Origin of the sequence: Catellatospora chokoriensis (assembly GCF_011297315.1) — a bacterium.
In the GTDB taxonomy this organism is placed as follows: Bacteria; Actinomycetota; Actinomycetes; order Mycobacteriales; family Micromonosporaceae; genus Catellatospora; species Catellatospora citrea.
Genome location: NZ_JAAOTI010000011.1, coordinates 200,768 through 214,923, shown reverse-complemented (window position 1 = coordinate 214,923; position 14,156 = coordinate 200,768). Strand labels below are relative to the sequence as shown.

At 72.8% G+C, this 14,156-nt stretch carries 11 protein-coding genes; 4 read left to right on the top strand and 7 right to left on the bottom strand.

Annotated elements, in window-relative coordinates; translation table 11 throughout:
• Positions 1-53: 53 nt before the first annotated feature.
• Positions 54-1,661, bottom strand: coding sequence for a hypothetical protein (locus tag HAV39_RS18575; RefSeq protein WP_203736740.1), 1,608 nt, complete (start codon positions 1,659-1,661; stop codon positions 54-56).
• A 228-nt stretch (positions 1,662-1,889) separates the two neighbouring features.
• Here HAV39_RS18575 and HAV39_RS18570 point away from each other — a divergent pair, with 228 nt between their 5' ends.
• From HAV39_RS18570 to HAV39_RS18555, 4 genes are all read left to right on the top strand, one after another.
• The gene (locus HAV39_RS18570) at positions 1,890-2,432 is read left to right on the top strand and encodes a hypothetical protein (RefSeq protein WP_191840467.1); all 543 of its coding nucleotides are present in this window, start codon (positions 1,890-1,892) and stop codon (positions 2,430-2,432) included.
• 14 nt (positions 2,433-2,446) lie between these two features.
• Positions 2,447-2,908 carry an asparaginase domain-containing protein gene (locus HAV39_RS18565; RefSeq protein ID WP_191840466.1) on the top strand — a complete coding sequence of 154 codons (462 nt, stop codon included), beginning with the start codon at positions 2,447-2,449 and terminating at the stop codon, positions 2,906-2,908.
• A 327-nt stretch (positions 2,909-3,235) separates the two neighbouring features.
• A complete protein-coding gene (locus HAV39_RS18560) occupies positions 3,236-4,408 on the top strand; it encodes a hypothetical protein (RefSeq protein WP_191840465.1) in 1,173 nt (390 codons plus the stop codon).
• A gap of 48 nt (positions 4,409-4,456) precedes the next feature.
• Positions 4,457-5,335: a site-2 protease family protein gene (locus tag HAV39_RS18555; protein ID WP_191840464.1), complete on the top strand. Its 879-nt coding sequence runs from the start codon at positions 4,457-4,459 to the stop codon at positions 5,333-5,335.
• Between the two features lie 2 nt (positions 5,336-5,337).
• Here HAV39_RS18555 and HAV39_RS18550 read toward each other — a convergent pair whose 3' ends face one another.
• The 6 genes from HAV39_RS18550 to HAV39_RS18525 all read right to left on the bottom strand — a co-directional run bounded on the left by HAV39_RS18550 (position 5,338) and on the right by HAV39_RS18525 (position 14,137).
• Positions 5,338-7,497, bottom strand: a complete 2,160-nt coding sequence (locus HAV39_RS18550; protein ID WP_191840463.1) for a transglycosylase domain-containing protein — start codon at positions 7,495-7,497, stop codon at positions 5,338-5,340.
• Positions 7,498-7,580: 83 nt separating this feature from the next.
• Positions 7,581-8,435 (bottom strand): SMP-30/gluconolactonase/LRE family protein, encoded by an 855-nt coding sequence (locus HAV39_RS18545; RefSeq protein WP_191840462.1) that lies wholly within the window; start codon positions 8,433-8,435, stop codon positions 7,581-7,583.
• A gap of 81 nt (positions 8,436-8,516) precedes the next feature.
• Positions 8,517-10,292, bottom strand: coding sequence for a serine/threonine-protein kinase (locus HAV39_RS18540; protein ID WP_191840461.1), 1,776 nt, complete (start codon positions 10,290-10,292; stop codon positions 8,517-8,519).
• A gap of 162 nt (positions 10,293-10,454) precedes the next feature.
• Positions 10,455-10,823 carry a PH domain-containing protein gene (locus HAV39_RS18535; protein ID WP_191840460.1) on the bottom strand — a complete coding sequence of 123 codons (369 nt, stop codon included), beginning with the start codon at positions 10,821-10,823 and terminating at the stop codon, positions 10,455-10,457.
• A gap of 128 nt (positions 10,824-10,951) precedes the next feature.
• Entirely contained in the window at positions 10,952-12,037 is a 1,086-nt protein-coding gene (locus HAV39_RS18530; RefSeq protein WP_191840459.1) for a CaiB/BaiF CoA transferase family protein, read from the bottom strand.
• A gap of 18 nt (positions 12,038-12,055) precedes the next feature.
• Entirely contained in the window at positions 12,056-14,137 is a 2,082-nt protein-coding gene (locus tag HAV39_RS18525) for a hypothetical protein (protein WP_191840458.1), read from the bottom strand.
• Between the last annotated feature and the right edge of the window lie 19 nt (positions 14,138-14,156).

Sequence of the window (14,156 nt, the reverse complement as noted above, 5' to 3'; positions counted from 1 at the left end):
ATCTTTTGTCCGGTGCGGACGGCGAGATTAGGATGCCGCCATGACCACCGTTTCTAATGACTGTGCATAAGTTGCGTATGCGCAGCCGTGTGCCCCGAACGGTGTTGGGCACGCTGGTCTCCCGCTTTCACGGCGGTGTCCGGCGGCGCGCATCGTGTGCGCGATCCGGGAGCACCCGGGCGGGGTCCCTCACGCCCAGGAACACCGGGTCGGGCCTGGACGCTCCGATGCCCGCAGCGATCACTCTGGTCGTCGCGGGGCGGTGGCGTCCGTCGCCTGATCCGGTGCCCGAGGGCGCGTCTGGCTATCGCGATGGCGGCGCCATCGTGACGGGTGGGTTTGCGGCGGGGCGTGGCCATGGGCTGCTGCCAGTGTTCGGCGCCCCATTTCGAGGTGTAGGCCGGGTCGACCGCGACGACCGCCAGGCCGACCGCGGCGGCCATCGAGACGAGCCTGGCTTTGAGCCGGCCGGTGGGCATCCCGGAGATCAGCTGCCTGAACCTGCGTCGGCGGCCGTGCTTCTCCCGGGACTTCTCGCCGGTGAAATCGAGATCTTCCACGGCGATCGCGGTGACGCCCGCACGTTTGGCGTAGTGCAGCAATCCGGTAATGGCGTGGCGGATCTGGGCGTCGCGCCGGTCGGCACCGCCGGACAGGTCGTAGCCGAACCGGCGGGGGTCACCGACCGGGTTGCCGTGCACGTCGAGCAGCCATGCGGCGAGGTGGTCGGCGTTCATGTCGACCCCGACCATCCCCGCAGCCCGCGCCGCGGCCAGCGGAATCGTCTGGACCTGGGGCTGCTGCCACGATGCGGTCAGGTACCAGCGGCCGCGCTGCGGGTCGTAGTGGATGCGGTACGCCACCGCCAGGTTCGCTTCGACACGGTCGCGCCACCCAGCACCGCGGTGCGCGAACACGACCCGGCCCGGCAGGGTGTAGCGGCCGTGGGCCGTGTTGGCCAGATGCGCCAGCGGCACCGGCAGTTTGATCGACACCTGCCCGTCGGGCGTGACGCGGATCGTCTCGTTGCCGTAGCGCTTGCCGGTCTCGCCGTCGGCGGACAGGAACCGCCGTGCCGCCTGCCAGCGTTGCCGCCACTGAGCCTCAGTGAGTCCGGCTTGGTCGAGGTGGTGACGGGTATTGGCCAGCCTGCGCCCACCACGCACCACCCGCACCCGCCCGTCACGCCAGTCCTTGACCGCGGCAGTGTGCCGGTCCCGCAGCATCGCCAGGCGACGCGACTTGCCGAACCACTCCTGCCGCGACCGGTATCCGCCCGGGGCGTGTTTGGCGCCGGGCTGCCCGAGTGGCTGTGCCAGGCGGTGGCCCAGGATCGCCATCCCGGCTTCCAAAGCGCGGATGTGGGCGTCGAGGTTGCGTCGGGCCAGGGCCCACTGGTCGTGGCTGGCCCGGGTGATCGCCCCAGCCCACCGCGACGACGACACCCCGGTCAACGACCGCTTGCGCGCCGCCCACCGGTCCGCGTCGTGCTCGTGGCCGTCACGGCAGCGGGCCTGCAGATCAGCCGACGCCAGCCCGCCCAGATGCTGACCGATCAATGCCAGCACGTGGGCGTCGGCGGGCGTGAGGTGTTTGAGCCGGTCCCGCACCGCCACCCCCGACGGCCCCGTCGCCACGAACGGCGCAGCGACCGGCCGCAACACCCGAGGAAAACCGGCCGTCACCGACCACCACCACCGCGCATCTGCACCCGGCCCCCGACATGCCGCTGCGGCGCGCAGGACCTGCTCGGACCACATCGACCCGCCCATCCCGCCAACCGACCGGCATGCACATTGGACACGAAGGGCAGGCTAGACCCGGGGTACGACATCCCGTGACATCACACCAGCCAGCCCCAAGCCACCCCCGAAAGACGAGGTATACCCATGCACATTCACACACAACAAAGTTCAGTCGAACCGGACCAGTTGCGTGCCCCCGCCACCACTGCGACCGAGCAGAGCATCAAGCCGCTGCGGCTGCTGTTCACGCTCGCGCTGCTCGGCTACGTCGCGCTCCACCTCGGCTTCCAGTTCCTGCGCTGGATCCTGCCGGCGGAGAACACGACGTTGATCTCCCGCTCGCAGTCGGCCGGCTTCCTCGACCTGTTCCTCCTGGCGTTCCCGCTGGTGGCCGTCCTGATCGCCACGCACGTGGCCCCGCAGCTGGCCGGTTCGAAGATCTTCGCGCTGGTCGCGCTGATCGAGTACGCCGTGGCGGTCGTCTTCGGCGGCATCACGTTCCTGATCGGACTGGGCGGCCTCGGCTGGGTCGACACCTTCCCGGAGACGATCGACGCGCTCGGGCACGTGGTGCTCACCGTCGCCCGCCTCGGCCTGGTGGCCCTGGCCGGATACGCCGTGCTGCGGGTGTTCCTGGCCCTGGGCGGTCGGGTCACGCTGCCGGCCGCCCTGCACCCGCCGGCCTGAGGACGGGAACTCCGATGGGCAGCCGGGTTCTGCTGCTGGCCACCAAAAACACCATCGCGTACCGGCGGCGTGCCGGGCGCGAGTCCGTCGCGTCGGGCGCGGAGCTGCACGCCGCTGCGGGCCCGGTCGGCGCGGAGGTCACCGTCGTGGACGTGACCTCCGAGCCGGGCTGGGACATCTCGCCGACCACCATGCTGGCCCTGGGCCGCCGGGTGCGGCAGGCGGCGGGCGACTACGACGGCGTCGTGCTCACCCACGGCGTCGACACCGTCGAGGAGACCGCCTACCTGGTGGACCTGATGGCGGGCCCGGCCGCCGAGCGGGCCGCGATCGTGCTGACCGGCGCGGCGCGGGCGCTGGACGACCAGGACAGTGACGGCCCGGCCAACCTCGCCGCGGCGCTGGCCGCCGCGGCCGACCCGGCGGCGCGATCCCCGCTCGCGGCCTGCGGGCGGAGAAGGCCCGCGTCGCCCTGATGGCCGCACTCTGCGACAGGTACGGCGTGGACGCCGTGCGGGACTGGTTCGCCCGGCTCTGACGTGAAGGAGGGGCACCTTCACCTCGCTCCGCGTGGTAGTAGAAGGTGCCCCTCCCGTCGGTTGGGCTGGAGCGTGGCTGCTCACGCCGTCGCTCGGGCGGGTGAACCTTTCACCCGCGAGGCGGCGGGCCACCTGTCCGGACTACCGTGTCGCACATCCAGTCCGTCCAGGTGTAAGACAGTTGACTGTCAATGGCGGGGATTTGCCCTAGTGTGCGGCTTGAATACCATTGCCGCGCCGTGCGCGCGAGAGCCGGGGAGCGCCATGGACGTCAGGACCGTCGGCGGGACAACGCGTCTGCAGCCGGACTTCACCAGAGTCAACGAGTTGGCGGTGCGGACAGAACGGCTGCCGCGGCGCGAACGCGACGGCGTGCTGCCGTTCCCCGGCGCGATGTGGCTGTGGGTCGGGCTGTCGACGCTGCTCCGCCTGGTGGTGTGGGCGGCCGGGGCGGTGCTGGCGGTGGCCGTCGTCGCGGCGTCGGCCGTGCTGCCGGGTGTGCCGGGACCGGTGCTGTTCGCCGCGGCGGGCGCGCTGCTGGTCGCGCTGCTGGTGCGGGTCGCCCGCGGGCTGCGCCGGCGCAGCGAGGCGAGCCGGCAGGCGGCGGTGGCCCGGGAGTACTGGTCGTGGCGGCGGCCGCCGGTCCGCTTCGAGCACGAGCCCGCCGCGCTGGACCTGCCGTCGTGGCTGGGCGACCCGATGCACCGGCGGCTGCTGCGCCTGGTGCGCCCGCGCCGCATCGCCCCGCACGCCGTCCGGGTGCGCTGGGCGCACCGCTGGGCGCGCAGCCGTGAGCTGCGGGCGGTGGTGCCCCGGCTGACCGGGGCGACCGCGCTGGCCGCGGTGCTGACCGTCGGCGCGTGGCGGGCCGGCTGGCTGAGCGTGTACGCCCCGGCGGCAGTGCCCGCCGACGTGGAGCTGGGCGGCCGGGTGCCCAACCCGAGCGTGCTGCCCGCGCTGGACGTGGTGGTCGCCGCCGTGGCCGACTACACCTGGCAGCTGGTGGACATGGTGCCGCTGCTCGGGCTGGCCGAGGTCCTCGGCTGGGCGCGCCCGGCGGCGCTGGCCGCCGGCGGCCTGCAGGACGGCCTGGCGGTGCTGTTCCGGCTAGCGGTGCTGCTGATCCTCGCCGCGACGGTGGCCGCCATGGTGGGCCGCCGGGTCGACGTCGACGCCAAGCCGCCGCTGCTGGCCGGTCAGGTCGAGCGAGCCCTGGTCGAGGAGCTGGTGAAGGCGCGGCGGCTGCTGGAAGGCGGCGCCGGGCGGGGCGATCAGCGGCTGTTCGACGCCGCCTGCCGCCGGTTGCGCGCCGACGCCGTCGCCGTGCCCGCGCCGTACGAGCAGTGGACCGCCGAGTCGCTGTGCCACGCGCTGGCGCTGGAGCAGTCGTGGATGTCCGACTGGCGAGTGCCGGAGCAGCGCTCGGTGCTGTCCTGACCGTGACCGGCCCCCGCCGGTTGACGATGGTTGCTACCTTCGCCGGTCATGACCGACGGGGAGCACGGGACGGGCACGGACGGGACGAGAGCACCGGGAGCCGACGCGCCCGGCGAGGTGGCGGCGGTGCAGGCGGCCGTGGTGTCGCCGGGCGGCAGGCTGAAGAAGACCGCGGGCAAGGTCGGCACCGGACTGGTCGCGGCCGGCGGGCTGGCGAAGCTGGGCAGCAAGGTGCTGCTGCTCGGCAAGGGCCTGGGCGTGCTGCTGAAGTTCAAGACGGCGGGCAGCATGCTGCTGTCGGTGCTGTTCTACGCCCTGCACTGGGGCCTGCCGTTCGCGGTCGGCTTCGTGCTGCTGCTGTTCGTGCACGAGATGGGGCACGTCGTCGCGCTGCGTGCGCAGGGCGTGCGGGCGAGCGCGCCGATGTTCATCCCGGGGTTCGGCGCCTTCGTCACGGTGGAGGGTGAGCAGCGCTCGGTCGTGGACGAGGCGCTGTCGTCGCTGGCCGGGCCGGTCGCCGGCGTCTGCGGCGTGCTGGCGGTGTACGGGCTGTCCGACCTGACCGGCTCGACGATGCTGCGCGCGCTGGCGTACACGGGATTCCTGCTCAACCTGTTCAACCTGCTGCCCATGCTGCCGCTCGACGGCGGCCGGGTGGCCGGGGCGCTGCATCCGCGCATCTGGTTCGCCGGGCTGATCGGCGCGGCGGTGCTGCTGTACTTCATGCCGTCGCCGGTGCTGGTGTTCGTCCTGGTGCTGGGCGGTATCGAGACCGTGGCGCGGTGGCGTGACCGGCGCGCCGGACGCCAGGACGCCTACTTCGACGTCCCGGCGCGGCGGCGCTGGCAGATCGGCTTGGCATACGTCGCCGTGGCGGCGGTGTGCCTGGTCGGCATGCACTACGCCTACGTGCCCGACCCGCGCTGAGCTCAGTTGAGGATGTCGCTGGAGGGCGGGTTGAAGTCGCGCACCGGCTTGTCCTTCAGGGCGAACTTCAGCGAGTTCGTCACCGCGTCCAGCGGCATGTTGTAGTTGCCGTCGCCGGCCACGTTCTTCACGTAGTCGGGGTCGGCGATGAAGCTGGCAGCGGCGAGTTCGGGCGTGAAGCCGACGAACCAGGCGGCCCGGGTGTCGTCGGTGGTACCCGTCTTGCCGGCGATCGGGCGCTCCATCATGGCGTACACCCGGGAACCGGTGGACCAGTCGCCGCAGCTGCCGCGGGCGGCCTTGTACCCGGTGACGCAGCGCGCGGCGTCGGTCGCGGCGCGGGCCACGTCCTGGCTGAACGCGCGGTGGCACTGCGGAGCGGCGGCCTCGACCTGCTTGCCGTCCACGGTCGTGGTGAACTCCTGGCCCTGCGGCGTCTTGATGGACAGCACCGGGCTGGGCTTGCAGTACATGCCCTCGGCGGCGACGGTCGCGTACGCGTTGGCCATCTCCAGCGGCGTGGTGTCGGCGACGCCGAGCGTGAACGCGCCCCACTTGTCGGCGTGCTTGGGCGAGGCGTGCAGCCGGTCCACGTCGGTGTGCCAGACCAGGCCCATCCTCTCGGCCATGCGGACCGCCTTGTCCGAGCCCACGGCCTGCTCCAGCTGCACGAAGTAGGTGTTCACGGACTTGCCGAAGCCGGAGTACATGTTGTGCTTGCCGGTCATGCTGCCGCTGGCGTTGGACGGGCACCAGCGGTTGCCGCAGGCGGCCGGCCCGCCGGGCTCCACCACGTAGATCGAGGTGTAGCGGTGCGGGGCGTAGAACGACTTGGACATCTTCATGCCCGAGTCCAGCGCGGCGACCATGGTGAACATCTTGAACGTCGAACCGGCCTGGTAACCCGGGATGTCACCACCGCCCAGCAGCGGCGCGACCGTGTTCGGGTAGCTGCCCTTGACGTTGAAGGACCGCTTGATCGGGTCGGAGTTCGGGCCGTTCTTGCTCTGGTCCATCGAGTAGACCCGGTTCACGGTCATGCTGAGCACGCGGCCGGTGCCGGGCTGGACCACCACGTTGCCGTACGCCAGCCGCATGTCGGTCTTGGACCGGCTCAGCAGGTCCTTCATCCCGAACTCCTGCAGCTTCGGGTCGAGGCTGGTCACCACCTTGTAGCCGCCGGTGCGCAGCTTGTCCAGGCGGGCCACCGGGTTGGGGCCGAACGCGGGCTGCTGCATCCACCAGTTCTTGAAGAAGTCGCAGAAGAAGCCCCAGTCGCGGTTGGCCGCGGGCACCGACCCGCAGTCGCGGGGCGGGCTGCTGAGCTTCAGCTTGATCGGCTCGGCGGCCGCCTTGTTGGCCTGGTCCGCGGTGATGAAGTGGAGTTCGGCCATCCGGCGGATCACGTAGTTGCGCCGGTCCAGGGCCGGGCCGGTCTGGTTGGCCGGGTCGAACGACGAGGGCGCCTTGACCAGGCCGGCCAGTGTGGCGGCCTCGACCAGGGTCAGGTCCTTGGGCTCCTTGGAGAAGAAGATCTGGGAGGCGGCGTAGATCCCGTACGCCCGGTGGCCGAAGTAGGCCATGTTGAGGTAGCCCTCCATGATCTGATCCTTGGTCCACTGGCCTTCCAGCTTGATCGCCAGGCGGATCTCGGTCAGTTTGCGCTGCGGGGTCTGCTCGGTCGCCGCGACCGCCTCCTGGGCGGTGGTGGCGCTGTCGCGCAGCGCCATGCGCACGTACTGCATGGTCAGCGTGGAGGCGCCCTGGGAGACCTCGCCCTGCTGGCGGTTGGCCACGAAGGCGCGGGCGATGGACTGGAAGTCCACGCCCATGTGCGAGTAGAACCGGGCGTCCTCGGCAGCGATCACGGCGTTGACGATGTTCGGGTTCAGCGATGCCAGCGGCACGAACTTGCGATGCTCGTCGTAGAACATCGTGATCAACGACTTGCCGTCGCTGGCGTAGACGTAGGTGGTCTGGCCGACCTGATGATCCTTGAGCTCGGTCGGCATGTTCTGCAGGATGGCCGCGCCCTTCATGGCTCCGATGCCCGCCGGTACGGCCAGCGGTAGCGAGGCGAGGGCAAGCACGACCCCACCCAGGACACCGGCGCGGAGCATCCCGCTGTACCGGCCGAAAGCGCTGATTAACCGCTGCACCATAGCCACGAATATAGGCAGCTCAGCATACCGAAGTGAGGAAGATTCACTAATGCTTATGCGGACCGGTCCCGTGTGGAGAAAGCTCAACCGCGAAAGCAGTCCGTGGGCTGCCCCACCACGTCCACCGGCTGGTGGGCGTAGACCAGACCGGCGTGCGGATCGTCGGGCCGGCCCACCGAGGCTGTGGTGATCACCAGTGTGTCCAGCCGCGGTCCGGCGAACACACAGCTGGTCACCAGCGGCGTCGGCAGGGCGACCACCCGGTCCAGCCGGCCGTCCGGGGTGTAGCGGCGCACCGCGCCCCCGGCCCACAGCGCCACCCACACCCCGCCCTCGGCGTCCACGCACATGCCGTCGGGATGGCCCTCGTCGATCTCCGTGAGCGTGCGCCGTGCCCCCGGCTGCCCGGTGTCCAGGTCGTAGTCGTAGGCGTCGACCCGGCCGGTCGGGGTGTCGACGTGGTACATCGTCGCGCCGTCGGGCGACCAGCCCAGCCCGTTGCTGATGGTCAGCCCGGTGAACACGGTGGTTAGCGCGGCCGCGCCCGGATCGAGGCGGTAGAGCGCGCCCGCGCCGGGGCGCTCGTCGTAGGCCATGGTGCCCAGCCACAGCCGCCCGGCCGGGTCGGCCTTGGCGTCGTTGGAGCGCAGCCCGTCGGTGTCGCCGGGGTAGCCGGGCAGCCGCTGCTCGCCGCCGCCGGGCAGCAGGCGCACCGGGCCTGCCGGCAGGCAGGCCACGAAGCCGCCGCCGCACACCGGCACCGCCGCGCCGACGTGCGCCGAGGTGCGCAGCTCGCCGGACTCCGCGCCGTCCGCGGAGCGCCACAACACCCGGCTGCCGAGGATGTCGACCCACCAGACCCGGCCGTCGCGGTGCGCGTACAGCGGGCCCTCACCCAGCTCACAGCGCCGGGAGTCGAAGACCTCCACGTCCGACATCGGGTCGGCCCTCCTGCCGTCCGAGGCCCCCCGGCGCAGCCGGCGGTCCTCCCGATCCACCATAGGGCCGCAGCGAGCCGGTCAGGCGGCTGTCGCCCACATCGCCAGGTTCTGGAAGCGCACCTGCCAGGGCGCCGTGCCCACCCGCTCCGCCGTCGAGACCCCGAGGACGACCCGGCCCTCGGCGAACACGGTGTTGTCCACCGGGGCGGCGATCTCCCTGCCACCGATGAAGAAGCGGAACCTGGACTGCGCGCCGGACACGGCGACACGGGTCTTACGGTCCAGGGCGACCGGCCTGGTCAGCGGGATCTCCCGCAACGGCAGGCCGGCCTGCGGGTCATCCTTGGCGTGCCGGAGCACGTAGGCGACGTTCTGGCAGACCCGCAGCTCGTAGCCGTACAGCCCGCGCTTGCGGTACCAGAGCCCCGCGCAGGAGCCCTCGGTCAACAGCGTCACGTCGACCTCCAGCCGGAAGTCCTGCAGCGCGTCGGCGGGGCCGCCGCACTGGTAACTCCAGTCCTTCAAGGTGGTCGCGACGTAGGCGCCATCGGTGAAAAGGCAGGTGGCTCCGTTGGGATCGGTGTCCAGGTCTTCCCAGTAGAGCGCCTTCGCCAGCGGGTCCCTGAGATACGGCTGCGGCGCGGGGGACCGGCTGGGCGAACGGGAGGGGGACGGGGATGGCGACGCCGACGCCGACGGCGACGGCGCGGTGCTCGGCGACGGCGACGGCGTGGGGGAGCTGCTCGGGGACGCGCTCGGGGAGGACGACGGCCCGGTGCCCGCGGCGAACCCGGCCGGCAGCGCGCCGGTCAGCAGGGCCACCGTGAGGCCGCCCAGCAGCAGCGTGGTGGCGCCGAGCCCGGCGGCGGCCGGCTTGGCCCAGCGGGAGTCGCGCAGCCGCGGCGTGGCAGCCTCCGGCTGCTGGCTGGTCGGATCGGCGTCGACCACCGCGAACCTGCTGCCCGCCTCGGCCGCGGCGGCGGCCTGCCGGGGCAGCTCGCCGGAGCTCAGCGCCCGGTCCGGCCCGTGAGTGAGCAGCCGGTCCAGCAGGTCGCGGGCAGTGGGGCGATCGGCGGGGTCCTTGGCCAGGGCCGCCTCGACCAGCTCGCGCAGCGGCCCGGCGAGGCCGTCGAGGTCGGGTTCGGCGGTCATGATGCGCACCGCGACCGCGGGCATCGAGTCGGCGGCGAAGGTGATCCGGCCCGTGCCCGCGAAGGCGACCACCGCGCCCCAGGCGAACACGTCCGCCGCCGGGGTCAGCGTCTTGCGCGCCTTGGTGTCCAGGCGCTCCGGCGCCATGTAGGCCACCGTGCCGATGAGCTGGTCGGTGCGGGTGTTGCCGGGCTGCCCTTCGACGGCGCGGGCGATGCCGAAGTCGATGACCTTCGGGGTGCCCGGCGCCAGCAGCACGTTGCTGGGCTTGAGGTCGCGATGGATGACGCCCGCGCCGTGGATCGCCGTGAGCGCGGTGGCCACGCCGATGGCCAGGCCGTGCAGGTTGGCCGGAGTCAGCGGCCCGCGCTGCTGCACCACGTTGGACAGGCTGGGGCCGTCGACGTACTCGACCACCAGGTAGGGGGAGTCGTGGTCGGGGTCGGCGTCGAGCACCTCGGCGGTGCAGAACGGCGGCACCTGCTTGGCCCGCTCCACCTCGCTGCGGAAACGCTGCCGGAACTCGGGCTCCCCGGCCAGGTCGGCCCGGATCACCTTGACCGCGACGAGGCTGTCCTTCGGATCGCGGGCCAGGTAGACACTGCCCATGCCGCCCTCGCCCAGGCGTCCCAGGAGCGTATAGCCGCCCAGCTCACGTGGGTCCGTGGGCCGCAGCGGCCGCGAAGCGTCGGCGCCGACCATGATGGACTCGATCTCCCGTTCTCGATGCCCGCCGAGGCCGCGGCTGCATGCGCCGCGGCCTTACGGACCGTCCCCGCTGAGTCACGCGACATCCTGCCATTTGCCGGCGCTCGCCGTAACCCTGCCGCGTCACCAGACGCCTGACGGGGGCCGGGAGGTTGCTCAGCTGGTGATGCGGTGCAGGATCAGATCGTGGACATGGTGTGACTTCTCGTCACCGCGGAACTCCATCTCGTACACGTGCGTGCCGACGTTGATGGCGATCGCGCCGGTCGAGAAGAACTGCCCGGCCCAGGACTTGTTGCTGACCACGCTCACGCTGGTGATCTTCGTATAGGGAATGCTGGTGATGGCGGTCTTCTTGCCCACAAAGGACTTGTCCTGAATGATCACACGGCGGTCGGTGAGCCCGATGAAACCCGTGCCGGCCCCGATGGCGTCGTACACGGCGATCACCTGCTCGCCGGGCAGCAGCCCGCTCTGGATCTGCTGGAGCTGCTCCTTGCGGTCGTACACGATGCTCGTCGTCATGCCCCGACGCTAACCGCGCGCCGCAACCTCAGCAGAGTCATGCGGAGCCCGCTCCGCGGCCTTGATCGATGCCCATCCTCCGCTTCGCTCCGGCTGAACACCGAGCGGCCGCCACGACGGGCTCCTGATCACCCGCACCAGTCGGCCAGGACCTGCGCGGTGTGCTCACCCGGCAGCGCCGGCGGACGGCCCGGCTCGGCCGGGGTGCCCGAGAAGCGGGGCGCGGGCGCGGGCTGGACGACCCCGTCGCGCACCAGGTAGGTGCCCCGCGCGGCCAGCTGCGGATCGGTCGGGGCCTGAGCCATCGACAGCACCGGGGCCACGCACCCGTCCGTGTCGGCGAACAGCTGTGCCCAGTGCGCCTGCGGCTGCGCCGCGAACCGCCGCGCCAGCAGCTCGCGCAGCTCGGGCCAGGCCGCCCGGTCGTACTGCGGGGTGTCGGCGGGCAGGTCCAGCCGGGCCAGCAGCTCGGCGAAGAACTGCGGCTCCAGCGCGGCCACCGCGACGTGGCGGCCGTCGGCGGTGGCGTACACGTCGTAGAACGGCGCGCCGCCGTCGAGCAGGTTCACGCCGCGCTCGTCGAGCCAGGTGCCGCCCGCGTGCATGCCCCACTGCATCGCCATCAGGTGCGCCGCGCCGTCCACGATGGCCGCGTCGACGACCTGGCCCGGCCCGCCGCCGCGCACCCGCCACAGCGCGGCGAGCAGGCCCGACACCAGGTACATCGCGCCGCCCGCGAAGTCGCCGAGCAGGTTGAGCGGGATCTGCGGCGGCCCGCCGGCCCGGCCGATCGCGTGCAGCGCGCCGGTCACCGCGACATAGGTGAGGTCGTGCCCGGCGGTGCGGGCCCGCGGCCCGTCCTGGCCCCAGCCGGTGATCCGGCCGTACACCAGTTGCGGGCGGCGGTGCAGGCACACGTCGGGCCCGAAGCCCAGCCGCTCGGCGACGCCCGGCCGGAAGCCCTCGATCAGCACGTCGGCCCGGTCGACCAGGCCCAGCAGCAGCGCGACGCCGTCCGGGTCCTTCAGGTCGACGGCGACCGCGCGCTTGCCGCGCTGCAGCAGGTCGAACCGCGGGTCCACGGCGGTGACGCCGCCGCCGGGCCGGTCCACCCGCACCACGTCCGCGCCCAGGTCGGCCAGGTACATGCCGCAGAACGGAGCGGGGCCGATGCCGCCGACCTCCAGCACCTTCAAACCGTCCAGCGGACCCATGGCGGTGATGGTACGCAGTCACTCCCGGCTGAAGGTCCACACCCCGTTGGTGTCGATCACGACCACGACGGTGCCGCGGGGCAGCATGGTCTCGCCGGTGAAGTCGCCCTCCTGATTGATCAGCGTGGCGCTGTCCGAGCCGATCGCCTGCACGGTGAACTTGCCGGTGCCCCGGTGGTCGAACGCGACCTTGACCGACTCCGCCGCGGTGCGCGGGATCAGCAGCACGTCCGCACCCACCCCGGACGCGGTGCCGCTGAAGGTCTGCGCGGACGCCAGCGGCCGCACCACCATGCGCCAGCCGCCGTCGGCCTGGATGCTCACCGCGTCGGGCCGGATCTCGCCCAGGTCCAGCGGGCGTACGCCCTCGTAGTTCTCCGCGGCGCTGACCAGCGTCTGGATCTCCTGGCCGTCGGCCTTCACGGTGCGCACCACGAACGGGCCCGTGCCGGCGTAGGTGAGCGCGACGGTGTGGAAGGTGCTGCCCAGCTCCACGGGCACCACCTGCGGCCCGACACCCTCGAAGACCTGGTCCTGGGGCAGGGCCTCGGTGGCGCGCCGGCTCGGGGTCGGGATCGGGCGGCCCTGCGCCTCGCGCGTCGGCTCCGCACCGGGCCCGCCGATCGCGGTCGCGCTCGGGTCGGCGACCGCGGCCGGCGACCCGTCACCCCAGCGCACGGCGAGGAATCCGCCCACGCCCACCACGGCGCACAGCATCAGCCCGGCCGCGCCGGCCAGCCCCCAGACCCACCACGGCCGGCGGGACGGCGGTGCGGCGTGCGCGGGCACGTGCCCCGCCGCGTGGGCGGGCGTGTGCGCGGCGTCGGGCGGGAGCACGGCCGGTTCGGCCGCCGGCACGCCCGGTCCGGCCGCAGGCTCGGCGGCGAACGCCATGACCGGCACGCCTGCGAGCGGCACGCCTGCGGGCGGCATACCTGCGGTCGGCATGCCCGCGGACGGCATGTCCGCGCTCGGCATGCCGGCAATCGGTGCGGGGTCCTCCGCAGCTGACGTCTCCACCGGCGACGGCCACGCGATGCCCGAGGTCAGTGGTGCGGTGACGACGGGTTCAGGTGTGTGCGGGCCGGGGTCGGCGGCCGAGGCGGTCGCCGGTTCCCGCTCCGGTCCCGCGATCGGGGCCACCGCCGGGTCGGGCTCAGGCCGCGCCCACATGGCCGCCGGTTCGGGCTCGGGCGGCGCCCACGTCGCCGGTTCGGGCTCGGGCGGCGCCCACGTCGCCGGTTCGGGCTCGGGCGGCGCCCACGTCGCCGGTTCGGGCTCGGGCGGCGCCCACATCGCCGCCGGCTCGGGCTCGGGTCGCGCCCACGTCCCCGCCGGTTCGGGCTCGGCGGGCACCGACCCTTCCGCCGGCTCGAGTGTCAGGGGCGCGCTGTCGCCTTCGGCCGGTTGCGCCCAGGCCGGTTCGGCCGACAACGCGGGTTCGGCGGCCCAGACAGACGCGGCCCGCTCGTCGGTCCAGGCCGGCGGCGGCTCGTCGGTCAGGAGCGGTTCGGGCGCGGGCTCGGCGATCCAGGCGGGCTCCGCCGACATCGCGGGATCGACCGGCCAGGCGGGCCGCGGCCGCTCGTCGGACCACACCGCGTCCGGGGCCGCGGCCGCGTCCATCGCCATGGCGGTCTGCGCGGCCAGGGCCGGTGCGGGGTCCGGTGCCGTGGCGGCCGGCGTCGCGGCGACGGGCGGCGCCTGCGCGGAGGTCGCCGGGTCGCTCGCCTCCATCGCGGTGGCCAGGACGGGCTCCGGCTGTGACGCCGGGTCCACGTCGGTCGGGGCGGGCTCGGCGGCCGCGTCTCCGGCCGACCAGGCCGGCACCGCGTCCGGCACCGGGTCGGCCGGCGGCAACCCGGCCAGGGGCTGGTCGCGGTCCGGCGCCGGATGGCCGATGAGCTCGTCGAGGCTGGTGAACGGCTCGTCGTCGGGCAGCTCGAACATCAGCGTGGGGTCGTCGGCCCCGTCGCTGACCCAGAACTGCCAGTCGTCGGGCGCGGGCGGCCAGGCGGGGTCGGGTCGCCAGCCCGCAGGAGGAGTCCAGTCCTCCGGAGGCGCCGGCCATCCCGGTGGTGAGTGGTACTTCCAGCCCATTGCCCTACCCCCGTCGTAC